At 60.0% G+C, this 24030-nt stretch carries 24 protein-coding genes; 19 read left to right on the forward strand and 5 right to left on the reverse strand.

Going from position 1 to position 24030, the window contains the following annotated elements; all coding sequences use genetic code 11:
• The first annotated feature begins 59 nt into the window (after positions 1-59).
• Genes AC1D35_RS04075 through AC1D35_RS04085 form a run of 3 tightly spaced genes read left to right on the forward strand, consistent with a single transcriptional unit; the run spans position 60 to position 1428 of the window.
• Complete coding sequence (locus tag AC1D35_RS04075) at positions 60-479, forward strand: tautomerase family protein (RefSeq protein WP_113310297.1); 420 nt, start codon at positions 60-62, stop codon at positions 477-479.
• Complete coding sequence (locus AC1D35_RS04080; RefSeq protein WP_113310298.1) at positions 476-880, forward strand: cupin domain-containing protein; 405 nt, start codon at positions 476-478, stop codon at positions 878-880. Before AC1D35_RS04075 ends, AC1D35_RS04080 begins: the two co-directional genes overlap by 4 nt.
• Entirely contained in the window at positions 877-1428 is a 552-nt protein-coding gene (locus tag AC1D35_RS04085) for a DUF4865 family protein (RefSeq protein WP_113310299.1), read from the forward strand. The genes AC1D35_RS04080 and AC1D35_RS04085 overlap by 4 nt, the downstream gene beginning before the upstream one ends.
• A gap of 78 nt (positions 1429-1506) precedes the next feature.
• Here AC1D35_RS04085 and pyk read toward each other — a convergent pair whose 3' ends face one another.
• Both pyk and AC1D35_RS04095 read right to left on the reverse strand, forming a co-directional pair.
• A complete protein-coding gene (gene pyk, locus AC1D35_RS04090) occupies positions 1507-2946 on the reverse strand; it encodes a pyruvate kinase (RefSeq protein WP_113310300.1) in 1440 nt (479 codons plus the stop codon).
• Positions 2946-3419 carry a DUF1036 domain-containing protein gene (locus AC1D35_RS04095; RefSeq protein ID WP_477832646.1) on the reverse strand — a complete coding sequence of 158 codons (474 nt, stop codon included), beginning with the start codon at positions 3417-3419 and terminating at the stop codon, positions 2946-2948. Before AC1D35_RS04095 ends, pyk begins: the two co-directional genes overlap by 1 nt.
• Before the next feature lie 214 nt (positions 3420-3633).
• Between AC1D35_RS04095 and AC1D35_RS04100 the strand changes: the two genes are divergently transcribed.
• From AC1D35_RS04100 to AC1D35_RS04110, 3 genes are all read left to right on the forward strand, one after another.
• A complete protein-coding gene (locus AC1D35_RS04100; protein ID WP_113310301.1) occupies positions 3634-4422 on the forward strand; it encodes an N-formylglutamate amidohydrolase in 789 nt (262 codons plus the stop codon).
• A gap of 17 nt (positions 4423-4439) precedes the next feature.
• On the forward strand, positions 4440-4745 hold the full coding sequence (locus tag AC1D35_RS04105; protein ID WP_477938234.1) for a DUF1244 domain-containing protein: 306 nt from the start codon (positions 4440-4442) through the stop codon (positions 4743-4745).
• An 89-nt stretch (positions 4746-4834) separates the two neighbouring features.
• Positions 4835-5098: a DUF2312 domain-containing protein gene (locus tag AC1D35_RS04110; protein ID WP_113296080.1), complete on the forward strand. Its 264-nt coding sequence runs from the start codon at positions 4835-4837 to the stop codon at positions 5096-5098.
• Between the two features lie 161 nt (positions 5099-5259).
• Here the strand turns inward: AC1D35_RS04110 and AC1D35_RS04115 are convergent, their stop codons facing one another.
• On the reverse strand, positions 5260-7137 hold the full coding sequence (locus AC1D35_RS04115) for a peptidoglycan L,D-endopeptidase MepK (protein WP_477938235.1): 1878 nt from the start codon (positions 7135-7137) through the stop codon (positions 5260-5262).
• A 179-nt stretch (positions 7138-7316) separates the two neighbouring features.
• Positions 7317-8861 (reverse strand): sigma-54-dependent transcriptional regulator, encoded by a 1545-nt coding sequence (locus tag AC1D35_RS04120; RefSeq protein ID WP_113296078.1) that lies wholly within the window; start codon positions 8859-8861, stop codon positions 7317-7319.
• 306 nt (positions 8862-9167) lie between these two features.
• Between AC1D35_RS04120 and AC1D35_RS04125 the strand changes: the two genes are divergently transcribed.
• From AC1D35_RS04125 to AC1D35_RS04180, 12 genes are all read left to right on the forward strand, one after another.
• The gene (locus tag AC1D35_RS04125; RefSeq protein ID WP_477938236.1) at positions 9168-11021 is read left to right on the forward strand and encodes a M3 family oligoendopeptidase; all 1854 of its coding nucleotides are present in this window, start codon (positions 9168-9170) and stop codon (positions 11019-11021) included.
• A 33-nt stretch (positions 11022-11054) separates the two neighbouring features.
• The gene (locus tag AC1D35_RS04130; protein ID WP_113310304.1) at positions 11055-12215 is read left to right on the forward strand and encodes an aminodeoxychorismate synthase component I; all 1161 of its coding nucleotides are present in this window, start codon (positions 11055-11057) and stop codon (positions 12213-12215) included.
• Positions 12212-12841 (forward strand): aminotransferase class IV family protein, encoded by a 630-nt coding sequence (locus AC1D35_RS04135; protein WP_113296134.1) that lies wholly within the window; start codon positions 12212-12214, stop codon positions 12839-12841. Before AC1D35_RS04130 ends, AC1D35_RS04135 begins: the two co-directional genes overlap by 4 nt.
• Positions 12842-12843: 2 nt before the next feature.
• Positions 12844-13128 carry a YciI family protein gene (locus AC1D35_RS04140; protein ID WP_113310305.1) on the forward strand — a complete coding sequence of 95 codons (285 nt, stop codon included), beginning with the start codon at positions 12844-12846 and terminating at the stop codon, positions 13126-13128.
• Positions 13129-13174: 46 nt separating this feature from the next.
• Positions 13175-14032: a heme-dependent oxidative N-demethylase family protein gene (locus tag AC1D35_RS04145; protein ID WP_113310306.1), complete on the forward strand. Its 858-nt coding sequence runs from the start codon at positions 13175-13177 to the stop codon at positions 14030-14032.
• 130 nt (positions 14033-14162) lie between these two features.
• Complete coding sequence (locus tag AC1D35_RS04150) at positions 14163-15608, forward strand: homospermidine synthase (RefSeq protein ID WP_113296073.1); 1446 nt, start codon at positions 14163-14165, stop codon at positions 15606-15608.
• A 172-nt stretch (positions 15609-15780) separates the two neighbouring features.
• Positions 15781-16149 carry an outer membrane lipoprotein Omp10 gene (omp10, locus tag AC1D35_RS04155; protein ID WP_113296072.1) on the forward strand — a complete coding sequence of 123 codons (369 nt, stop codon included), beginning with the start codon at positions 15781-15783 and terminating at the stop codon, positions 16147-16149.
• A gap of 198 nt (positions 16150-16347) precedes the next feature.
• Positions 16348-18234, forward strand: a complete 1887-nt coding sequence (locus AC1D35_RS04160; RefSeq protein ID WP_113310307.1) for a 5'-nucleotidase C-terminal domain-containing protein — start codon at positions 16348-16350, stop codon at positions 18232-18234.
• 126 nt (positions 18235-18360) lie between these two features.
• Positions 18361-19392, forward strand: coding sequence for a ferrochelatase (gene hemH, locus AC1D35_RS04165; RefSeq protein ID WP_477938237.1), 1032 nt, complete (start codon positions 18361-18363; stop codon positions 19390-19392).
• 142 nt (positions 19393-19534) lie between these two features.
• Positions 19535-19798 (forward strand): hypothetical protein, encoded by a 264-nt coding sequence (locus AC1D35_RS04170; RefSeq protein ID WP_113296069.1) that lies wholly within the window; start codon positions 19535-19537, stop codon positions 19796-19798.
• Between the two features lie 83 nt (positions 19799-19881).
• Positions 19882-20907 (forward strand): SPFH domain-containing protein, encoded by a 1026-nt coding sequence (locus AC1D35_RS04175; protein WP_113310309.1) that lies wholly within the window; start codon positions 19882-19884, stop codon positions 20905-20907.
• A 3-nt stretch (positions 20908-20910) separates the two neighbouring features.
• Positions 20911-21366, forward strand: coding sequence for an NfeD family protein (locus AC1D35_RS04180; protein ID WP_113310310.1), 456 nt, complete (start codon positions 20911-20913; stop codon positions 21364-21366).
• On the opposite strand, the gene AC1D35_RS04185 is transcribed toward AC1D35_RS04180, so the two are convergent.
• Complete coding sequence (locus tag AC1D35_RS04185; RefSeq protein ID WP_113310311.1) at positions 21367-22362, reverse strand: KpsF/GutQ family sugar-phosphate isomerase; 996 nt, start codon at positions 22360-22362, stop codon at positions 21367-21369.
• Between the two features lie 143 nt (positions 22363-22505).
• Here AC1D35_RS04185 and AC1D35_RS04190 point away from each other — a divergent pair, with 143 nt between their 5' ends.
• The gene (locus tag AC1D35_RS04190) at positions 22506-24029 is read left to right on the forward strand and encodes an outer membrane beta-barrel protein (protein ID WP_113310312.1); all 1524 of its coding nucleotides are present in this window, start codon (positions 22506-22508) and stop codon (positions 24027-24029) included.
• Position 24030 lies beyond the last annotated feature (1 nt).

Below are 24030 nucleotides of genomic sequence, written 5' to 3' on the forward strand. Positions count from 1 at the left end.
CTGCATTATCGTGACGTGAGATGCTTTCTCTGTCAAGACACACAACAAGGAGGCTTCCAATGCCGTTCGCTCGCATCTCCCTTCTGAAAGGCAAGTCGCCGGATTATCTGCACGCCCTTTCGGACAGCATCCACAAGGCCATGGTCGAGACCTTCAATGTGCCGCCGGCCGACCGCTTCCAGATCATCCACCAGCACGAACCGGGCGAACTGATCTTCGATCGCAACTACCTCGCGGGTCCGCGCTCGGATGATTTCGTGCTGATTTCGATCACCACCGGCAAGCCGCGCACGACCGAGATGCGCAAGGCTCTCTTCCGCCGGGCAGTCGAACTGCTGCAGCAATCGCCCGGCCTGCGCCCGCAAGACGTGATGATCGTCATCTCGACCAGCGAACCGGACGAATGGTCCTTCGGCGACGGGCTGGCGCAGATGGCCGAATCTGGCTGGGAAGCGCGCGCATCAGGAGTTCCGGTATGAACGAGGCCAATCCCAAGACGATGACGATCCGCCGTCCCGGCAATGCCGTCCGTGCACCCGAGGGCATTTCGAATGCGCCCTTCTGGGTCGAAATGCTGCTCGACAGCCAGATCGATGGCGAAAACACTGCCATGCGCGCAACACTGGATCCTGCCACCGTCACGCATTGGCACACGCATCCGCGCGGCCAGCTTCTCTATGTTCTCTCCGGCGTCGGCTTTGTGCAGCGGGAGGGAAAAGCAATCGAGGAAGTCAGAACCGGCGACGCCATATGGTTTGCAGCCGGTGAGCTTCACTGGCATGGAGCGACACCCGACAGCCCCTTCAGCTACCTCAGTATCCAGGGCTTCGAGAAGGGCCGCTTCGTCGATTGGTCTGACAGAGCGGAACCTCAATCATGATGGCGATGCAATATTCCTTCACCCTGCCTGCCGACTACGATATGGAGATCATCGACCGCCGCATCCGCGACAAGGGTCCGGCGATGGACGGCTTCCAGCATCTCGGCTTCAAGGCCTTTCTGAGCGCCCGCCGCGGTGAATTCGGCAGTCCGGAAAATCTCTATGCGCCCTTTTATCTCTGGGATCAGCCGGAAGGCGCCAGTGATTTCATCTGCGGTCCCGGCTTTGCCGCGCTGACAGATGCCTTCGGCCGGCCGCGCATCCGCCACTGGATCGTTTGGCATGCGCATGTCCTGTCTGACCTTAGTCGCGCCCGTTTCGCCGATAGCGAATATCTCGCCATCGAAGCGAATGCCTGTCTGCCCGATCTCCGACAGCAGGAGATTGATCTGGCAAAGCAGGCAGCCCAGGGCAAACATATACTCGCCTGCATTACCGCCTTTGACCCGCGTGACTGGACGACAGTCCGTTTTGGCCTCTACGCGGAAGCACCGTCCGCGTCAGGCACCAACCAGATCTATCGCGTCGGTCACCTCTCTCGCGGCTAAGAGCAGCAAAGGCAGAATCGAAAAACAAAAAGCGCCCCTCTTTCAAGGAGCGCTTTGTATTCTCAGGCCTGTAAACGATCAGATGCCGCTCTGGCCGTCGGAGCCGATATAGGCAATGCGCAGCATGTTGGTCGCGCCAGGCGTGCCGAGCGGCACACCGGCAGAGATGATGATGCGATCACCCGGCTTGCCGAAACCTTCTGCCGCAACGATGCGGCAGGCGCGGTTGACCATGTCGTCGAGGTCGGTCGCATCATGCGTGACGACGCAATGCATGCCCCAGACGACGGACAGACGGCGCGCCGTCTTGATGATTGGCGACAGAGCGATGATCGGCACCTGCGGACGCTCGCGCGAGGCGCGCAGGCCGGTCGTGCCGGAAGAGGTATAACAGACGATAGCAGACAGCTTCAGCGTCTCGGCGATCTGGCGGGCGGCCAGCGAGATGGCGTCCGCACCGGTCGCTTCCGGTTGGGCGCGCTGCGCGTAAATGATGCCCGGATAGTGCGGATCCTTCTCCACCGTGCTGGCAATCGAGGCCATCATCGAGACGGCTTCGACCGGATAGGCGCCGGAAGCCGATTCTGCCGACAGCATGATTGCATCGGCGCCTTCGAAGACGGCGATCGAAACGTCCGAAACTTCGGCGCGCGTCGGAACCGGCGAGGAGATCATCGATTCCAGCATCTGCGTGGCGACGATGACCGGCTTGCCCGAACGGCGGCAGGACCGGATAAGCTGCTTCTGGATGCCCGGAACGGCCTCGAGCGGCATTTCGACGCCGAGGTCGCCGCGAGCGACCATCAGCGCGTCGGAAAGCTCGATGATTTCTTCGATACGCTCAAGAGCCTGCGGCTTCTCGATCTTCGACATGATGCCGACGCGGCCGCGGGCGATCTTGCGCACTTCGGCGAGGTCATCAGGGCGCTGGACGAAGGAAAGTGCCACCCAGTCGACATCGTCGGTCGCGAGAACGGCATCGAGGTCGACACGGTCCTTGTCGGTCAGCGCGCCCACGCCAAGCAGCGTGTCAGGCAGGCTGACGCCCTTGCGATCGGAAATGCTGGTACCGGCGACGACGGTCGTAACAATGCTCTTGCCGTCGCACTTTTCGGCGCGCAGCGCCAGCTTGCCGTCGTCGATCAGCAGGCGGTGGCCAGGCTGAACGGCTTCGAGAATTTCAGGATGCGGCAGGAACACGCGGGTGTTGTCGCCGGGGGTATCGTTGTTGTCGAGCGTGAATGTCTGGCCGGGCTTCAGCTCCACCTTCACATCGGCAAACTTGCCAACGCGAAGCTTCGGACCCTGCAGGTCGGCCAGAATGCCGATCGGCCGGCCCGAACGGGCTTCGACGGCACGGATGCGCTGTACAAGCGTGCGCATCACGTCATGGCTCGCATGGCTCATGTTGATGCGGAAGATATCCGCACCCGCCTGATGCAGCTTCTCGATCATCGATTCCTCGGAGGAGGCGGGGCCGAGGGTGGCGAGGATTTTAACTTTGCGGTTACGCTTCATCAATTCTGGCTTTCTTGCGTCCCTGGGGTGTCGGAGAGTTGAACCATCCAGCTTCCCTGGCGGCCCGTATCGTATTCCTTGAAACCCATTTTCTGATAACCGCGGGCATAGCAGTCCTGCACACCCGAGATCTTGAATTCATTTTCCGCTACGCACATCTGCACATCACCCGTCCATCGGCCTCCGCGGGCGGCGTCTTCTGCATAGAGGTAATAATAACGCGACTGCAGTTCTCCCTCGATCAACGTGGCGCAGGTCGTTGCCGGTACCTGCCACCATCCCTCCGTGATCCAGCCGTCTTTCGCGCGGTATCCGATCGCAACGCCAACCAGATTTTGCGTACCGTTGCATACACGGAAATCCGCGCGCGCGGCATCAGCGATGAAGAACGGCGAGACGGCTGCAAGAGCGAACAATGCGAGACGGACCAGCGGTCCGGACCGCGTGAGGAAACTTGGCGCGGCTTGGATCAACACGGCTCCCAAATAGCTCCACGGTTATTCGTTATCCGTGTCTTCTTGCGCCGCCGTCAAGCGAAAGTCAACGCAATGCTAATCGATTATATTTCCTTTCATAACCGCCCGTTGGGCGCATTTTGCCGCGCCAGCCCGCCTATCGCGCTTGAACCGACCGAAGGCGCATGCGATCACTGCCCGAAGACGAGAACTGACAATTGGCAATTTCCTGATGCACCGCTTCCAATCCTTCGAAATCCTACCCGGCCAACATGACAAAGGCATGGTGATCCTTGGAGATCATGCCATGAACCGCCTGCCCGAAGGATATGGCCGGCTCGGCCTGCCGGAAAGCGCCTTTGTCAGGCACATCGCCTACGACATCGGAATCGAAGGCCTCACGCGCCGGCTTTGCGCAAAACTGGGCGTCCCCGGTGTTCTCGGCGGTTTTTCGCGCCTGCTGATCGATCCGAACAGAGGCGAGGACGATCCGACCCTGATCATGAAGATCTCGGACGGCGCCATCATCCCCGGCAATCATCCGATCACCGAAGAGGAGTGGAATTACCGGATCGAGGCCTTCCACAGACCTTATCACAATGCAGTGTCGGAGACGATCGACAGGGTGGCGAATACGACCGGCAAAGCGCCGCTCGTACTCTCCTTGCACTCCTTTACACCCGCCTGGAAGGGCGTTCCCCGCCCTTGGCATGCAGCGGTACTTTGGGACAGCGACCGCCGCGCTGTGGCCCCGTTGCTTGAAAAACTACGGGCCGATCCCGATCTCGTCGTCGGTGACAACGACCCATATGATGGTGCGCTGAAGGGTGACACCATGTACCGCCATTGCATGATTACGGGCATTCCGCACGCGCTTCTGGAAGTACGCCAGGACCTCATCGGCGATGAGGCAGGCATCGAGGAATGGGCAGCGCGTCTGGCCCCTGTCTTTGCAGACATGAATGCCGAACCGGCCCTTCATGCATACAGCGTGCATGCTTCACGCACCGGCCCCTATTGACTGAAAGGACTTGGCCCATGACCACGCTCAGCAAGGAACAGCAGACGGAATTCGAGGCTGYCGCCTTCCGCCGCCTCGTTGCGCATCTTCGCGAACGCACCGATGTGCAGAACATCGACCTGATGAATCTTGCCGGCTTCTGCCGTAACTGTCTTTCCAATTGGTATCGGGAGGCTGCGGAGGCCGAAGGTGTCGCCGTCACCAAGGACGAATCGCGCGAGATCGTCTACGGCATGCCTTACGAAGACTGGAAGGACCTTCACCAGAAGGAGGCATCGCCTGTGCAAAAGGCAGCTTTTGAGGTGAACAACCCGCATAAATAGGCTTGTGGCCCGTCAAGAGGCTTGACCACGACGCCGCTTCGCGGCAGTCACGTGCATCCAAAATTAATCATCCCAATCAGGAGAATACGATGTCTGATGCTCATGGCGTCGCCCGCGACCAGCTTCGCGCTTTCATCGAGCGCATCGAACGACTGGAAGAAGAAAAGAAGACCATCGCCGACGACATCAAGGACGTCTACGGCGAAGCCAAGGGAACCGGCTTCGACACCAAGATTCTCAAGAAGGTCATCGCGCTGCGCAAGAAGGACGAGCAGGAGCGTATGGAAGAGGAAGCAATCCTCGACACCTACCTCGCCGCGCTCGGCATGATCGAAGCCCCGCCGGAAGGCTGAGGATAAAAAACTCCACCGCTCTTCATGAAAGCCGCCGTTTACGGCGGCTTTTCTTTTGGTCGGCAACAGTCTCCGCCAATTGTCGCCTTGCCTTCGTCCGCAAAGACAAAAGCCGCCGGACATTGCCCGGCGGCCCCATGCCTGTTCGGAATATAAACGCATCAGCGCGTGTTGAACTTGCGCACTTCCATGAAGTTGACAGCCGTGCCGCTGAAGCGGTCCGGATCGACAGAAGCCGTCTTCACGAAGCCTTCGGCATAGACCGCTGTCGGCTGGGCACGCAGCGTCTGACTGACGAAACGTGGTGCCTGCACCTTCTTGGAAGCCATTTCCAGGCGGGCGTTGGTGAGAGCCCACTGCGAGATCATCTTCTGCGTCAGCTTCGGCTCGGTGCGCATCGTCTGGCGGCTTTCGTCGGCAGCTGCCGCTTCCTGCTTCGTCGGACGACCGCCTTTGGCGGGCAGACCCTGTGCGATCGAGCTGTTGACGACAGCTGACTTCGGCGCTTGGACAGGCTCGGCGAAGCTTGCAGACTTGGTCATCGGCACAAGCGCTGCAAGCTGCAGCGGCGGCTTATCGAGAGCCGGCACCTTTGCAGGCGCAGCAGCGTTGATCGCCTGCTCCACGGTCTGTGGCTCCGAAGGCGCGTTCGCGGCTACCTGCGCTTCACCGGCCTCATCCTGCTGCTTTGCAAGCGCAGCCGCCATGGCAGGCGAAAGCGTATCCTGATCGGCCTCATCCCCTGCCGCTTCCGGATCGGCATTCTGTGCAGCGAGCAGGTTTTCGGCGACGGCTGGGCGTTCGGCCGGGGTCGGAACGCCTGTCGACATCAGGTTCGGATCGACGGAGGCGATCTGGGCATCACCTGGAGCGCGGCGCTGGCCGAGAAGAGAAGGAACCGGAATGCTGTAGGCGCTGAGGTCGGCGAAATGCTCAGGCTCCTGCGGCTGGCCTGCCGGCATGGCGGCAAGCGCCTGCTGGGCGGCATTAGCTGCAGACGGCGGCACCAAAGCATTCGCAACCTCGTTGCCTGCAAGCTGGTTGCTGAAAGCCGGACGAACCTGCGGCACGGGTGCATTCAGGCTTGCGACTTCGGTCTGTGGCTGCGGTTCTGCAGCCGGAACAGCCTCAGCCTTCGGCGGCGTGGCCTTGGCGACAGCCACCGGTGCGCTATCCTCCGAATTATCCTCTTCCTCGTCGGCGCCACCGCCAAACAGGACAGCAAACAGTGTCTTTTGCTTGCGAGGCTCTTCATCCGAAGCAGAACCGGAGGAGCTGGCCATCATGATCTGGCTGCCGTTCGCCACGCGGCGCTTATAATCGGCCATTGCCTGCTGGTAGCCCGGCAGCGGCTTACCGTCGRCTGGAATATGAATGGTGTTACCGTCAGGGAAGAGCCTGACCAATTCGTCGCGGCTCATGCGCGGCCAGGCGCGAACGCCGCCGACATCCATATGTACGAAGGGCGAACCGGACTTCGGATAGAAGCCGACACCGCCAACCTGCATCTTCATGCCGATACCGCGCAGCGTGGCGAGCCTCACGTCGGGAATGAAGAAGTCCATCGCCTTGCCGAGCATGTGCTGGCTCTTTTCGGCGACGCCGGAATTGCGCGAACGTCCACGCAGCATCTCATTGGTGCCTGGCGAACGGAAACCGCAGACGACGTTGATATAATCCCTGGAGCCCGACTGACGATAAACTTCCCAGATGAGATCGAAGAGACGCGGGTCCATCTTCGTCGGCTGATTCTTGCGCCAGTCGCGCAGGAAGCGGTTGAGCTGCTCAAGACCCTTCGGGTCGAACCTTCCGTTGCGCTTGTAGGTGATGACTGCCTTTTCGCCGGTATGGATGAAATAGAGCTTCAGACTGCGGGTGTCCCCGGCGGCCTGAGACGGTGTGCTTACGAATACCGGTGAGGAAACCGCGAGTGCAATCAGGGCGGCCGCTACCGTCCTAATTGCCTTTCCGCCAATCTTGGCGCACGACAAGCGCCAGCTCAAGCGCGAAGGCTTGGTATTCCCATTCAGATTCGGCAACTCGATCCCCGTCAGACAGTCAATGTCCCGTACTGCCTCAAATGGCTGTCAATTGCGGTCACACGATGGCAAAAATGCCACACATGATCAACCTTTTCTTTACATAGTGAACGGGCCGCTAACAAGTGGTTTATGGCGGGTAACCAAACGTGGTTGCCTTATTMTTAATAAAAACGCCTCTATGCCGCATCTTTCTGAGGATTATCGGGATCGATACCGTAATCCTTGAGCTTCCGATAAAGTGTGGATCGGCCAATACCTAGCTTTCTTGCCACTTGACTCATTTGTCCGCGATAAAACTTCAACGCGAAACGAATCAGTTCTTCCTCGACATCGGCAAGACGGCGCACATCTCCGGCCTGATTGACGCTCGGGATCGCGCTGTCGGAGGCCTCGGGCACGCGGCGCATCGTCTCGGCGACGGATACCGCCTGATAATCCTCGGGGAATTCGGCGTCCGGATCGAGATGCGAATTGTCGGCGACAAGTGCCAGGTGATCCACGACCTCGTAGTTCGGAAGCTGGGCGGCAATCTGCGGGAAGTCCGATTCGGTCAGCTCGGGACCCTCGGCAAGCACCACGGCGCGGAAGATCGCGTTCTCGAGCTGGCGGATATTGCCCGGCCAATCATAGGAGGTCAGCATCGCCAGCGTACCCGCATTGACCGTCATGCGGCGGCCGTTCTTCTGCTCGCTCGAGAAGCGGTCGGTGAAGACGCGGACCAGATTCGGAATATCTTCCTTGCGCTTGCGCAGTGCTGGAATGGTGATCGGGAAGACGTTCAGGCGGTAATAGAGGTCTTCGCGGAAGTGGCCGTTCTTGACCTCTTCGATAAGATCCTTGTTCGTCGCCGAGATGAGGCGGACATTGACCTTGTGCGCAGTGCGGGCGCCTACGGTTTCGATCTCGCCCTGCTGAACGGCCCGCAGCAGCTTGACCTGCACTTCGAGCGGCAGGTCGCCGATCTCATCGAGGAAAATGGTGCCGCCGTCGGCTTCCATAAATTTGCCGATATGCTTTTCGGTAGCACCTGTGAAGGCACCTTTTTCATGGCCGAAGAGAATGCTTTCGACGAGATTGTGCGGGATGGCGCCACAATTGACCGTGACGAACGGCTTGTTGGCCCTGTCTCCGGCCGACTGGATGGCGCGCGCCACCAATTCCTTGCCGACGCCCGATTCGCCTTCGAGCACGACCGGGATATTGGACTGCGAGGCGCGCTGCGCCAGATCGATGACGCGGATCATCGCCGGGCTTGCCGAAACGATGTCGTCGAAGCCGACGGAGCCGGCACGCGATCTGCGGCCGACACGGGCCTTCACCTCGCGTTGGTCGAGCTTCATCGCATTGGAAATGGATGTGTTGATGCGTTCCGGAGAGACCGGCTTGACGACGAAATCAAAGGCACCTGCGCGCATGGCCTGCACGACCGTCTCGATGCCACCCTGCCCGGTCTGGACGATGACCGGAATTTGCGTACCGAAATCATGCAGGGCTTCGAGGAATTCGAGGCCGGTCATTTCCGGCATCATCAGATCGAGCACGATGACATTGAAAAGGCCTGGATCGCGCTTCACCATCTCCAGCCCGATGCGGCCGTTCTCGGCCTGATGCACCACATGGCCGCTACGCTCGATCGCGTTCTTGAGCAGACGGCGCTGCACGGGATCGTCCTCGACCACGAGGATCTGCCCTGCTGCTTTGAGCTCATTGTAACCGGTCATTGTCGCCTCACTTCATGCGAAACCTTAGAGCGCACCCTGACAGAAAGGCTTGAACATCCAGTTTTGAGAAACAATTGCATTTTAACTGTTACGACAGGCCGTTTTCGTGCCGTAACAGGGCCTTTCGAGCGCTGGAAACCCCTTGATGCCGGGCCTTCCGGCACCCAGAGCGCCGCGCGTCCATTCGGACGCGCAAAGGACGCTCTGTCTTTTTGAAACTGCGCATCAGGCTTTCCGAAAATCGATTCCGATTTTCGGGCCGATGCTGTAGACAGTCAAACCTGTTATAAAAAGAGGAACCGTCCCATGAGACACACGCTTGCGCACGCCGATCTTCACCTTTCGGCAACGGCTCCCGCCGCAGCGGCAGCCCCGGCTCTGGGCGACCTTCCGACCTGGAAGCTGCAGGACCTCTACCCCTCGGCCATCTCCACCGCCTTCGTCGCCGATATGGAAAAGGCTGGCAAGGCCGCTTCCGCGTTCGAAGACAAATGGAAGGGCAAGCTTGCCGAGGCCGCCGTGAAGAAGGGCGAGGAAGGCATCGGCCAGGCGCTGAAGGAATATGAGGCGCTCGACGACATCATGGGCCGCCTCGGCTCCTTCGCCGGCCTCACCTATTTTTCTGATACCTCCAATCCGGCAAACGGAAAGCTCTACGGCGACGTTCAGACCAAACTGACAGAATATTCCGGCCGCCTGCTTTTCTTCGCGCTGGAGTTGAACCGCATCGACGATGCGGTGATCGATGCCTGCGTGGCGAACGATCCGCTTGCCGGCCATTACCGTCCCTGGCTGGTCGATCTGCGCAAGGACAAGCCCTATCAGCTCGAAGATAAGCTGGAGCAGCTTTTCCTCGAAAAGTCGATGACGAGTGCTGCCGCCTTTAATCGTCTCTTCGATGAAACGATGGCGGAACTGCGCTTCGAGATTGACGGGGAAAAGCTGCCGCTCGAAGTGGCGCTGAACATGCTGCAGGAAAAGGATCCCGAAGTACGCCGCAAGGCGGCGATGGCGCTCGCCGAAACCTTCAAGACCAATATCCGCATCTTCACGCTCATCACCAATACGCTCGCCAAGGACAAGGAAATCGCCGATCGCTGGCGCGGCTTCGAAGACATCGCCGATAGCCGCCATCTGGCAAACCGCGTCGAGCGCGAGGTGGTCGATGCTCTGGCCGCGGCCGTCAAGGAAGCCTATCCGCGCCTTTCGCATCGTTATTACAAAATGAAGGCCAAGTGGCTCGGCATGGAGCAGATGAATTTCTGGGATCGCAATGCGCCGCTTCCGGAAACTTCAAACGCCATCATCTCCTGGTCCGAAGCCAAGGACACGGTGCTTTCCGCCTACGGCAACTTCGCGCCGGAAATGGCTGATATCGCCAGGCGCTTCTTTGATGAACAGTGGATCGATGCGCCCGTTCGCCCCGGCAAAGCGCCGGGCGMCTTCGCCCATCCGACTGTGCCTTCCGCGCATCCCTACGTGCTCGTCAATTATATGGGCAAGCCGCGCGATGTCATGACGCTTGCCCACGAGCTCGGGCATGGCGTGCATCAGGTTCTTGCCGGTGCACAAGGCGCACTCATGTGCCAGACACCGCTGACGCTCGCCGAGACCGCTTCCGTCTTCGGTGAGATGCTGACCTTCCGCGCGCTGCTCAACCGCACGGCTGACAACCGCGAACGCAAGGCAATGCTCGCCCAGAAGGTCGAAGACATGATCAACACGGTCGTGCGCCAGATCGCCTTCTACGAATTCGAGCGCAAGGTCCATACTGCCCGCAAGGCCGGTGAACTGACCGCCGACGATATCGGTGAGCTCTGGCTTTCGATCCAGTCCGAAAGCCTCGGCCCGGCGATCAAGATCTCCGAGGGCTACGAGACCTATTGGGCCTATATCCCTCATTTCATTCATTCGCCCTTCTATGTCTATGCCTATGCCTTCGGCGACTGCCTGGTGAACTCGCTCTATGCCGTCTATCAGAAGGCGGAGAAGGGCTTTCAGGAGAAGTATTTCGAACTGCTGAGGGCCGGCGGCACCAAGCATCATGCCGAACTGCTGAAGCCCTTCGGCCTCGATGCGACAGATCCCTCCTTCTGGAGCAAGGGCCTGTCGATGATCGAAGGGCTGATCGACGAACTCGAGGCGTTGGACAAGGCATAAGGCTGCCCGAGCCCGCACCTCACTGGAAAGGCAATGGCAGCCTCCGAACCATTCATCCTGTTCCGGGACGATACGACCGGCGAAGTCATGCTCTTCGCCGGTCCGCAATGCATGATCGTTGCTCGCACGCACGCCGAATTCCTGCCGGCGCTGGAGCGGATGGAAGAAGCGCGCAGAGCCGGAAAATGGCTTGCCGGTTACATCGCCTATGAGGCTGGCCATCTCTTCGAAAGCAAGCTTGCCTCCTTCGCCGAAGAGAACCGGGAGACGCCCTTGCTGCTGTTCGGCGTCTTCGATGCGCCTCAGCCGGAAAGTCATCCACTCGCGACACCGCGACAGCGGCAGGAAAACGAGGAGTTCCTGACCGCGCCGAAGGCAGCCTGGAATTTCCATATATATAAAGAGCGTTTTGAACGCCTCCACCGCCACCTCCGCCTCGGCGATATCTATCAGGCCAATCTGACGATGCCGATCGAAGCCCGCTGGAACGGCGACCCGCTCGCCGCCTTCTGGTCACTGATCGACCGCCAGCCTGTCAAATACGGTGCGTTGGCCGATCTCGGCGGCCCCATCATTCTTTCCCGCTCGCCGGAACTGTTTTTCCGCATCGACGAAGATGGCTGGATCGAGACGCACCCGATGAAAGGCACGGCAAAGCGGGGTGCGACACCGGCCGAAGATGCCGAAATCGTCGAAGCCATGAAGGCCGACATCAAGACGCAAGCGGAAAACCGCATGATCGTCGACCTGTTACGCAACGATATCTCGCGCATCACCGAAGTCGGCACGCTCGATGTTCCCAAGCTCTTCGAGATCGAGACATATCCCACCGTCCACCAGATGGTGAGTCATGTGCAGGCAAAGCTCCTGCCCGATCTTTCCATACGCGACATATTCGCGGCGCTCTTTCCTTGCGGCTCGATTACCGGCGCGCCGAAGATCCGTGCCATCGAAATCCTCCACGATCTCGAAGACACGCCGCGCGATGCCTATTGCGGCGCGATCGGCATGATCTCGCCGGGTGGCGCCATGCGCTTCTCCGTCGCCATCCGCACCATGACGCTGTTCGATAGGGGCAAGGCGGTCTTCAACGTCGGCGGCGGCATCGTCTTCGATTCCACCGCTGAAGCAGAATATGAGGAATGTCTGCTCAAGGCCCGCTTCGCGGTCGGCGACCAATGGATCGCCCGATGACGGATTTCTCACTGATCGAAACGCTGCGCTGGCAACCGGATGAAGGCTTCATTCGCCTGCGCCTGCATCTCGCCCGCCTCTCTCGCTCCGCCCGCCGCATCGGCTTTCCCGAGCCGCTGGATGCGGCGGCCAAGTTGGAAGAAGCACTGAAGGACGAAAAGGGCCAGCGCCGCGTCAGGCTGACCTTCGATGGACAGGGGTGTATCGATATCACAACAGCTCCCTTCGCTCCGCTTCCGCCCGATGCCGTCTGGACCCTCCGTATCTCGAATACCCATCTCGATTCCGCCGACAAACTGCTGCGCATCAAAACCACGCGCCGCAGCATCTACGAGGCAGCACGCGCCGAATTCACACAGCAACAGGCGGACGAAGTCATCCTTCTCAACGAACGGCAGGAGGTCTGCGAAGGCACCATAACCTCCGTCTTCCTCGATGATGGCTCCGGCATTCTCCGCACCCCGCCGATCTCCTGCGGCCTGCTCGCCGGCGTGCTGCGCACCGAACTCATCTGCCAGCGCAAGGCGCGCGTCGGGCGCATCACGCTCGAGGAGCTACACAAGGGCAGGCTTTACGTCGGAAATTCGCTGCGCGGTTTGATCCGCGCCACTCTGCAAAAGGACTGAACATGTTTATCCTCGCCCTGACCTATGTGAAGCCGAACGAAGAGGCCGACAGGCATATGGAGCCGCATATGGCTTGGGTTAAGGAAGGATATGCCAAAGGCTGGTTCCTCGCCTCCGGCCGCAAGGTGCCGCGCACCGGCGGCGTCATTTTCGCTGTCGGTGACCGCGCCGAGATCGAAGCCTTTGTGGCGGTCGATCCCTTCACCATCTACGGCGTCGCCGAATACGACATCACCGAAGTTGCACTGACGACGGTGACGGACGGGCTGGAGGCTTTGAAGCGCTGATTCACGAACCGCGCCTTTTGCTCGTCAGGCTCAAAAAGGAGCGGCGATGAAACTTCCGACTTATACACCTTATGACGGCTCGGCACGGCCTTTCACCATCGGCCTGATGCCCCTCGATCCCCACCGCTGGATCGAGCCCGACGACGATCTGCAACGCTATCTCAAGGAAAAAGCTCGGCTGGCGGGCGAGCGATTCGACGACATTTTCGTCGCTGAAGAAAGAACGGAAACTGCCCAGCAGGAGGCGTTGGATCTTCTTCTCGCGCACCTTGGCGAGCGGCATCCGGCAATGCGCCGTCACGACACCTCGGCCCTACCGCCCCTCTTCAAGGCCGGTTCGCTCGTTCAGGATGATCTTGTCCTCATGCGCCGCAAGGCCGATGGCTGGCATCTCGTTGCCGCCCACGTCGCCTTTCCTTCTTCGTGGTCGCTGCGCGAAAAGTTCAGCCGCCCGATGCACGAGATCCATGCTGACGTACCGGACTTTAGCCAAGGCACACGCAATGCGGCGCTTATTACCCGCATCTTCGACAATCTGCGGGTTGACCAGCCGGTCGAGCGGTTGAACTGGTCGGTCAACACCACGGCCGATCTCTTCCTCCCCATCTCGAAACATCGCCGGCCGCCTTACACCGAAGCCTTCACGCTGGAGGAACGCTTCGTCCGCGTCGAACGCCAGACCCTGCGCAGGCTTGCCGTGTCAAGCGATATCCTTTTCACCATCCGCATCTATATCGATCCGGTTGCTGTCATTGCCCGCCATCCGCAGGCGCAGAAACTCGCAGCAAGTTTCGCCGATCAGCTGGAATTGCTCGATGATCAGCAGGCTGCCTACAAGGGCCTGACCGTGCAAAGTGCCGAGCTCGTGGGGAAATTGCGGGCGCTTTGTAGGTCCGATATTTGACCTTTGCAGGGGAACGCTCTTTATTGTGACGTCATTTTGTGATTAGAGCCGGTCACTTCGCGACCTTCGTCGCATTTTCACATGAATTCTTTAGGCTGAAAGCCTTCGTTCCCTTCCACAGGAGAAAAGAATGACGGAACAGAACTATCCGGTATATGGCGAAATTACCGGTCCGATCGTCATGATCGGCTTTGGCTCTATCGGCCGCGGCACGCTGCCCCTGATCGAGCGCCACTTCAAGTTCGACAAGAGCCGGATGGTTGTCATCGACCCGCGCACGGACGATGCCCACATTCTGGAAAAGCACGGCGTCAAGCACATCCAGGCGCACGTGACGAAGGACAATTACAAGGAACTGCTGAAGCCGCTCCTGACCGAAGGCGAAGGCCAGGGTTTCTGCGTCAACCTTTCGGTCGATACATCGTCGCTCGACATCATCAAGCTCTGCCGCAAGCTTGACGTGCTCTACATCGATACCGTCGTCGAGCCCTGGCTCGGCTTCTATTTCGACAAGGACATGAAGAACGAGGAGCGCACCAACTATGCGTTGCGCGAAACCGTTCGCAAGGAAAAGGCCAAGAACCCGGGCGGCACCACTGCCGTTTCCACCTGCGGCGCAAACCCGGGCATGGTGTCCTGGTTCGTCAAGCAGGCGCTGCTCAACCTCGCCAAGGATATCGGCCTGAAATTCGACGAGCCGGGCCAGGACGACCGCGAAGAATGGGCAAAGCTCATGAAGAAGGTCGGCGTCAAGGGCGTTCATATCGCCGAGCGCGATACGCAGCGCACCATCCATCCGAAGCCGCTCAACGTCTTCTGGAACACCTGGTCGGTCGAAGGCTTCATCTCTGAGGGCCTGCAGCCGGCAGAACTCGGCTGGGGCACCCATGAAAACTGGATGCCGAAGAACGCCAAGAAGCACAAGAAGGGCAACAAGGCCGCCATCTACCTCGAACAGCCCGGCGCCAACACCCGCGTTCGCACCTGGTGCCCGACGCCCGGCCCGCAATACGGCTTCCTCGTCACCCATAACGAGTCGATCTCGATCGCCGACTTCTTCACGGTCAGGGATAAGGACGGCGACGTCACCTATCGTCCGACCTGCCACTACGCCTATCATCCCGCCAACGACGCGGTTCTGTCGCTGCATGAGATGTTCGGCAACGGCGGCAAGGCACAGCCGGTTCTCCACGTTCTCGACGAGAACGAGCTGGTCGACGGTGTCGATGAGCTCGGTGTACTGCTCTACGGTCACGACAAGAACGCCTACTGGTACGGTTCGCGACTGTCGCTGGAAGAAACCCGCCGCATCGCCCCCTACCAGAACGCGACCGGCCTGCAGGTAACATCGGCCGTTCTCGCCGGCATGGTCTGGGCCATCGAAAACCCGAAGGCCGGCATCGTTGAAGCCGACGAGATGGATTACAAGCGCTGCCTCGAAGTGCAGCTGCCCTATCTCGGCCCGGTTGAAGGCCACTATACCGACTGGACCCCGCTCGACGGCCGTCCGGGCCTGTTCCCGGAAGACATCGACACCAAGGATCCGTGGCAGTTCAAGAACATCCTCGTTCGCTGAGCCCTGCCGTAACGCTGTCGAAAATGCCCGCTGCGAGGCGGGCATTTTTGTAACGCCTGCTGTCTAAATACCGGACGGGCTCTGCCGAAGGCTTGCCTTCGCGGAGGGTCCGCGCCATGTTTTTGGCGACTGTCGCGGATAGTTTCCGCTTAAATTCGCCGGGAGAAGCCTTATGAAAATCAGAACTGGTCTCGTTCTTGCGGTTGCATCGGCAGCTCTTGCCGCCTGCGTTTCCTCCGGCCCGCGCCCCCTCCCCGTGGCATCGGCACCCGCTCCTACCGGTGTCGAGGGAACCTGGGCCGATCCGAACGGTATCGTCTCCACCTTCCAGAGTGGTACCTTCACGACGCGCACGACCGACAGCAACCAGCTTCTGGCCTCCGGCACCTATATCAAGACGTCGCCGACGCTGGTGGAAATCAACATGACCTCGCTGGTTCGCAACACGCAGTCGAAGGTCAATTGCGCCCTCGTCACGACCGGCCAGCTGAACTGCACCTCGGATGCCGGCGCACAATTCGTCCTGACCCGCCGCAGTTAGAGCCTTTCCTGATATTGGCGGGCTTACGGCTTTTTTGCCAGCAGCCCTCTTGGAAAGCCCCATCCTCTTCACAGCTTCCCTCTTGCGGTTGATCCACGCAGGTGGAAACATCCGCGCGCCGGCATCGTCGGTGATGATCCACATGAGGGATGGCCAGGATCAGGGGTACAGATCCTGGCTTTAATCAGGAGAACAGGGATGACGAAGTCTTTCAGCTTCGGTCTTTTGACCGCGTCTATTCTGGCGCTGAGCACAAGCGCCGCATTTGCGGATTACGAACTCAATATTCTTCATATCAACGATTTCCACTCTCGCATCGAATCGATCAACAAGTTCGATTCCACGTGCTCTGCAGAGGACGAGGGCAAGAACGCGTGCTTCGGTGGCGCTGCACGCCTGAAGACAGCGATCGACCAGCGCCGTCAGGCCCTGACGGGCAAGAACGTGCTCCTGCTCAATGCCGGCGACAATTTCCAGGGCTCGCTGTTCTACACGACCTACAAGGGCGCGGCTGAAGCCGAAATGCTGAACCTCATGAAGTTCGACGCCATGACGGTCGGCAATCATGAATTCGACGACAGCGAGGATGGTCTCGCGACCTTCCTCGACAAGGTGCAATTCCCCGTCGTCACCGCCAACGTCAAGGCAAGTGCCGCCTCCAAGATCGGCGACCGCATCAAGCCTTCTCTCGTGCTCGATATCGCTGGTCAGAAGATCGGCATCGTCGGCGCCGTCACCAACGATACGCCGGAGCTTTCCTCGCCCGGCCCGAACGTGACGATTGCCGATGACGTCAAGAGCATCACTGCAGAGGTCGAGAAACTGAAGAGCGAAGGCGTCAACAAGATCATTGCGCTCACCCATGTCGGCTACCCGCGCGACCTTGCCTTGATTGCCAAGATCCCCGATGTCGACGTGGTCGTTGGCGGCCATTCGCACAGCCTGCTCTCGAACACCGACGCGAAGGCCGAAGGCCCCTATCCGACGTTGGTTGACAACCCCGGCGGCTACAAGGTGCCGGTGGTGCAGGCAGCCTCCTACAGCAAATATCTCGGCGATCTCGTCGTGAACTTCGATGACAACGGCGTCGTCAAGGACGCCAAGGGCGATCCGATCCTGATCGATTCCTCCTTCACGCCGGATCCGGCCGTCGCGGCGCGCATTGTCGAACTGGCAAAGCCGATCGACGACCTGCGCAAGAAGGTGATAGGCTCCTCCGAAAGCCCGATCGAGGGCAACAGCAAGGTCTGCCGCGTGAAGGAATGCTCGATGGGCAATCTGGTGGCCGATGCCATACTCGACCGCACCAAGAACCAGGCTGTCACCATTGCCATCCAGAACGGCGGCGGCCTGCGTGCCTCGATAGATGGCGGTGACGTCACCCAGGGCGAAGTCATCACCGTGCTGCCGTTCCAGAACACGCTCGCCACCTTCCAGCTGACTGGCGCCGATGTTGTCAAGGCGCTCGAAAACGGCGTCAGCCAGATCGACCAGGGCGCCGGTCGTTTCCCGCAAGTCGCCGGTCTGAAATTCACTTTCGACCAGTCGAAGCCGGTCGGCAGCCGCGTCAGCGACGTCCAGGTCAAGGACGGTGACAATTTCGTACCGATCGACAATGCCAAAACCTATGGCGTCGCCACCAACAACTTCATGCGCGCCGGCGGCGATGGATATGTCGCTTTCAAGGACGGCCAGAACGCCTATGACTTCGGCCCGGATCTGGCCGACGTGACCGCTGAATATCTCGCCGCCCACTCGCCCTATAAGCCCTATACGGACGGTCGCATCACGGAAATAGCCCAGGCTGCTCCTGCTCCATCCGCTCCGGCCCCATCAGCCGAGCCGGCTCCGGCGCCTACCGCTCCTGCACCTGCTACGGAACCCGCCCCGGCAACGCCTGCACCGGCAGCCGCTGCACCTGCCACGCCCTCGACCCACGTCATCGTTGCCGGCGATACTTTCTGGGATCTTGCCAAGTCCTTCTACGGCGACGGTGCCGAATGGCGCAAATTGTCGGAAGCCAATGGCAGCCCGAACCCCCGCCATCTGCGGATCGGCGAGGAAATCCAGGTTCCAGCCAAGTAAGACGATTTGTCCCGATCATGAGAGCCGGTCCGGGGTTCCCCGGGCCGGTTTTTCTTCTTATAGGGTGAACCGTGATCGGCTGGCTGCGTATGAGCCGGCGAGACACGAAAGCGCGTTGGGGCCAGAATGACAGATACTTCACTCCGCCCGGCGGACCATCCCGCCGTCAAATTCGGCAAGGTTGGCGTCCTGCTGGTCAATCTCGGCACGCCTGATGGCACCGATTATACGTCCATGCGCCGCTATCTGCGCGAATTCCTGACCGACAAGCGGGTCATCGAATGGTCGCCCTGGAAATGGTATCCGATCCTGTTCGGCATCGTGCTCAATACGCGCCCGCAGAAGGTCGGCAAGGCCTATGAGACGATCTGGAACAAGGAGCTGAATGAAAGCTGGCTGCGCACCTATACCCGCAATCAGTCTGATTTCATGGCCGACCGGCTGAAGGACCTGCCAAACGTCAAGGTGGACTGGGCGATGCGCTACGGTACCCCGTCGATTCCCTCGCGCATCGAAGCGCTGAAGGATGAAGGCTGCGACCGCATCCTGCTCTTCCCGCTCTATCCGCAATATGCCGCCGCCACCACGGCAACCGTCAACGACAAGGCCTTCCAGAAGCTGCTCACCATGCGTTGGCAACCGGCGCTGCGCACGGTGCCTGACTATCACGACGACGAGACCTATATCGAAGCGCTGGCGAAGTCGGTCGAACAACACCTGGCTACCCTCGACTGGAAGCCGGAAATGCTGCTCGCTTCCTTCCACGGCATCCCGCTTTCCTATTTCCAGCAGGGCGATCCCTATTACTGTCAGTGCCAAAAGACCGGCCGCCTGCTGCGCGAGCGTCTAGGTCTCACGAAGGAGAACTTCATGGTCACCTTCCAGTCCCGCTTCGGGCCGGAAGAATGGCTGCAGCCCTACACAGATAAGACCGTCGAGAAGCTGACGCAGGACGGCGTCAAGCGCATCGCAGTCATGAACCCCGGCTTCGTTTCCGACTGTCTGGAGACGCTGGAGGAGATTGCCGAACAGGCCGCACATTCTTTCAAGCACAATGGCGGCGAGCAGTTCGCGCATATTCCGTGCTTGAATGACGGAGAGGACGGCATGCAGGTGCTGGAAAAAGTCGTGCGCCGTGAGCTGCTGGGCTGGGCATGACAGACGCGGCGTCAGATTTTCTGGCGACCCGCAATAGATAAAGACGTCCCCCGCTCCAGATCTAAGGAAGGACCGAAGCCGACAACCGCAACTGCGGCGCGCAGGCTCTCGGTCTGCGGCTTTATTCATCTGGACGAATTTCATGATTTCGGGTTTTAGAAAATTGATTGTCCTCGCCTGCTTATTCGTCGTCGCAGGTGGCGGTTACCTCGCGTGGGAGCACTATCAGCGGGTCTATGCCAACGCCCCTCCCAAAGGCATCGTCGGTCAGGTCGCCTGTCAGCTTCGCCTCCGCGATGTCAAAACCAGCAATCTGAAGCCGGACGATCAGCCGTTCCTCACCAATTGCCTGATGGGCGGCTACATCACAAAGAGCGACCTCGATGATGCCGGCCTATCACCCTGATTTGACAGGCGGGACTGTCATTCCTTCCTTGCAAAGAACGTGCTAACTCACCACGTCAGATAGGTGGGCTTAGGGAGGAACATATGCTGCTGGGCGGCTTCGATATCGTCGTGATCGTATTGGTGATTTTCGTCATCATGGTGCTCTTTGCGGGCATCAAGACGGTTCCACAGGGTTATCGCTACACGATCGAGCGCTTCGGCCGCTATACCCGCACGCTGGAACCCGGCCTGAACCTGATCACCCCTTTCATCGAGCGCGTCGGCGCCAGGATGAACGTGATGGAGCAGGTGCTGAACGTGCCGACCCAGGAGGTGATCACCAAGGACAATGCCTCGGTCGCGGCCGATGCAGTCTCTTTCTACCAGGTGCTGAATGCCGCTCAGGCCGCCTATCAGGTTTCCAACTTGGAAAATGCGATCCTGAACCTCACCATGACCAATATTCGCTCAGTCATGGGCTCTATGGATCTCGACGAGCTGCTCTCCAATCGCGATGCGATCAACGACCGGCTGCTGCGCGTCGTGGACGAGGCCGTGCATCCTTGGGGCATCAAGGTCACCCGTGTCGAGATCAAGGATATCCAGCCGCCGCGCGACCTCGTCGACGCGATGGCCCGCCAGATGAAGGCCGAGCGCGAGAAGCGTGCCCAGGTGCTGGAAGCCGAAGGTTCGCGCAATGCGCAGATCCTGAGGGCCGAGGGCGCCAAGCAGTCCGCCATCCTTCAGGCCGAAGGCCAGCGCGAAGCCGCCTTCCGCAATGCCGAAGCTCGCGAGCGCTTGGCCGAAGCCGAAGCGAAGGCGACGAAGATGGTCTCGGAAGCAATCGCCGCGGGCGACATCCAGGCAATCAACTATTTCGTGGCACAGAAATACACCGAGGCCCTCACCTCGATCGGTTCGGCGCCCAATTCCAAGATCGTGATGATGCCGATGGAGGCGTCTTCCATCCTCGGCTCGCTCGGCGGCATCGGCGCGATTGCCCGGCAGGTCTTTGGCGAAGGCAACAATCCGCCGTCTGCGCCGCGTCCAAGCGCAGGTCCGGCACGCTCGACGCCGTCGGTCGGCCCGGCTCCGGCCAATCCCTTCAATCCCAATCCGGAGCGATAAGCCATGCTGGCGAAGATCGTCGGCGAACTTGGGCCGTGGAGCTGGTGGGTGGCAGGCCTCGTGCTACTTGCCGCCGAGCTGATCGTGCCGGGCTTCTTCCTTGTCTGGATCGGCCTCGCAGCTCTTGCCGTCGGCGTTTTGTCGCTGATCTTCTGGGATGCCGCTTTCTGGATCTGGGAGCTTCAGGCGATCCTATTCGCCGTTTTCGCGGTCGTCGCCACGCTCATCGGCCGGCGGCTCACGCTGCGCAACGACACGACGGATGAACCATTCCTCAACCAGCGTGGTGCGAGCCTCGTCGGCCGCACCGCGACGCTGCGCGAGCCGATCCGCGAAGGCCGCGGCCGCATTCGCCTCGATGACACGATGTGGCAGGTCATGGGGCCGGATCTTCCGGCCGGGACGCAGGTCAAAGTGGTTTCGAGTAACGGCCGCGACCTGACCGTCGAGCCGACCTGATCAGGCCACGCCGATCCGCAAGAGATCATGGAAGTGAACGAGCCCGATTGGACGCTGCTCGTCATCAACGACGATAAGTGCGCCAATCTTGTATTGCTCAAGCAGCGCCAGAGCTGCAGTCGCCAATATCGTCGGCCTTACGGTCTTCGGTGCGCGCGTCATGATGTCGTCGACCGTTAGCTGCGCAAGATTGCGGGTGAGGTTGCGCGACATGTCACCATCAGTGACGATGCCGCAAAGCCGGCCTTCGGCATCCAGCACGCCGACGCAGCCGAAATGCTTGTGCGACAGCACTCTGATTGCCTCCGGCACGGACGTGCCCTTCACCACCAGCGGCAAGCGCTCACCGGTATGCATGATGTCGGCAACGTGCATCAAGCTCGCACCGAGCTTGCCGCCGGGATGGAAGACATGAAAATCGGTCGCCGTGAAGCCGCGCGCATCAAGAAGTGCGATCGCCAGCGCATCGCCGAGCGCAAGCTGCATCATTGTCGATGTGGTCGGCGCCAGCCCGTTCGGACAGGCCTCTTCCTCGTTGGGGATCAGCAATGCGATATCTGCGGCCGTCGCCAGCGAGGACTGTGGGCTGCAGGTCATCGCGATCAGCGGAATGGAAAAACGCCGTGTATAGGAAATGATGCTCTTCAGTTCGGCACTCTCACCACCCTTGGAGATCGCAAGGACGACATCGTCGCCGGCGATCATGCCGAGGTCGCCGTGATTGGCTTCCGCCGCATGCACGAAAAAGGCCGGCGTACCTGTCGAAGCGAAAGTGGCAGCTATTTTGGTGCCGATATGGCCGCTCTTGCCGACGCCGGTCACAATCACGCGGCCAGAATTTTGGCCGATCATCTCGACCGCACGGGTAAAAGGTCCGGCCAGCCCATTATCAAAGGCAAGTTCGAGTGCCTCGAGGGCGCGTCTTTCGATGCTGATCGTGCGCTTGCCCGACTCCAGCACGCTGTTTTCGACGAGTTTCACGGCTCTCCTGATCATGGCAATGCGTTAGACCTTTTCACTTTACCTGTCCACCCGACAATGTTTCCGATGTATGAACACGCTGCCGGCAGTGCAACGAATGGTTAACCACAAGGCTTTACGCTTGGGTAAGACTTCGAAGCATTTCAGGCGCGGATTGAATGGGCCAGGGAAAACAGACGAGCAGTGTGACGCCGCTCCGCGCCATGAGCCGTGCCGTCTCCATCACGGCTGTCGGGCTGCTGGTCGCGCCCGCCGCTTTCGCGCAGCAGACGACGTATCAACAAGAATCGGGAAGCACGGCAAATTCCCGCACCGTCGCCACGCAACGTGTGGCCACGAACAATGCGGCGCAGGACTCCGGCGATACGGACGATGCCGCGACGGCGCCTGCCAATGCCCGGGATCAAGACACCGCGGCTGCACCCGCCCCGACGACGCAGCCCGACGACGAGACTACCGGCTCAATCCTCGATGAGGATATGCGCAAGCTGAACACCCGCGAACCGCGCCTGGACGAAACGCCGGCTCGCAGGGTGCCGGAGAGCATATCGACCGAACAGACGCCCGGTATCCCGATCGGCAGCTTCGTGCTGCGCCCAAGCGTCACCCAGACGATCAACAGCGAAACCACGAAAGACGGCGGCACGAAACAGAGCCGCGGTTTTCTCGAAACCGATATGGGCGCGACACTGACCTCCGATTGGAGTCGGCATCAGTTGACCGTCACCACCGAAGGCGCCTGGCAGAAGAACATCAGCGGTGAAGGAGAAGAACAGCCCTCCTTCAAGATCGATGGCGATCTGCGGCTGGACCTGCCGCGTGACACCGTCGCCCATATCACCAGCGGCTACAATTTCTATCGCGAGGATACGGACGATCCGGACGCGATCACCGACGCCGCCCAGCAGTCGGACGTACAGGAATTTACCGGCGGCGCTTCCATCGAGCACGACTTCGGGATCTTGCGCGGCACAGCCGCCGTTGCGCTCTCCCGCTCGATCTATTCGGATGCCGTGCTTTCCAACGGCACGACCGTTTCGCTGAGCGACCGCAACCAGACCACAGGCACGGTGCGCGGCCGCATCGGTTACGAACTCTCGCCGGCGCTCATTCCCTTCATCGAAGCGTCGGTCGGCAAGACCAACTATGATGATCGCATTGATTCTTCGGGCTACCAGCGTTCCGGAGATAGCTACGGCGCCAAGGGCGGCGTGCAGGTCGATATGGGTGAAAAGCTCAAGGGCGAGGTTGCAGTCGGTTATGCAATGGCGGATTTCGATGATAGCCGCCTGAAATCGATCGATACGGCCACGCTCGATGCCAGCCTGCTCTGGTCGCCGATCCGCGGAACGAATGTCAATATCGACCTCCAGACGAGCATCCAGCCTTCGACCGCAGCCGGCGAAAGCGGTTATGTTTCACATCAGCTGACGTCCACGGTCGATCATCAGTTGCGCGACAATCTGGTGGCGACGACCATCAGCGGCGTGACGCTGCGCGATTATCCGAGCGGTAGCACAATAAGTGACGAGACGGTTTACACCGCCTCGACAGGTCTTATCTGGAACATCAACCGCTACCTCGACTTCACCAGCACGCTTGGCTACGAGCTGACGACGCGCAAGGAAGGCGACGACTCGCGGCAATGGCGAGCCGGCGTCGGTGTCAAGGTGAAGCGCTGAC

The sequence above is a fragment of the Rhizobium sp. P1_E6 genome (assembly GCF_056405875.1).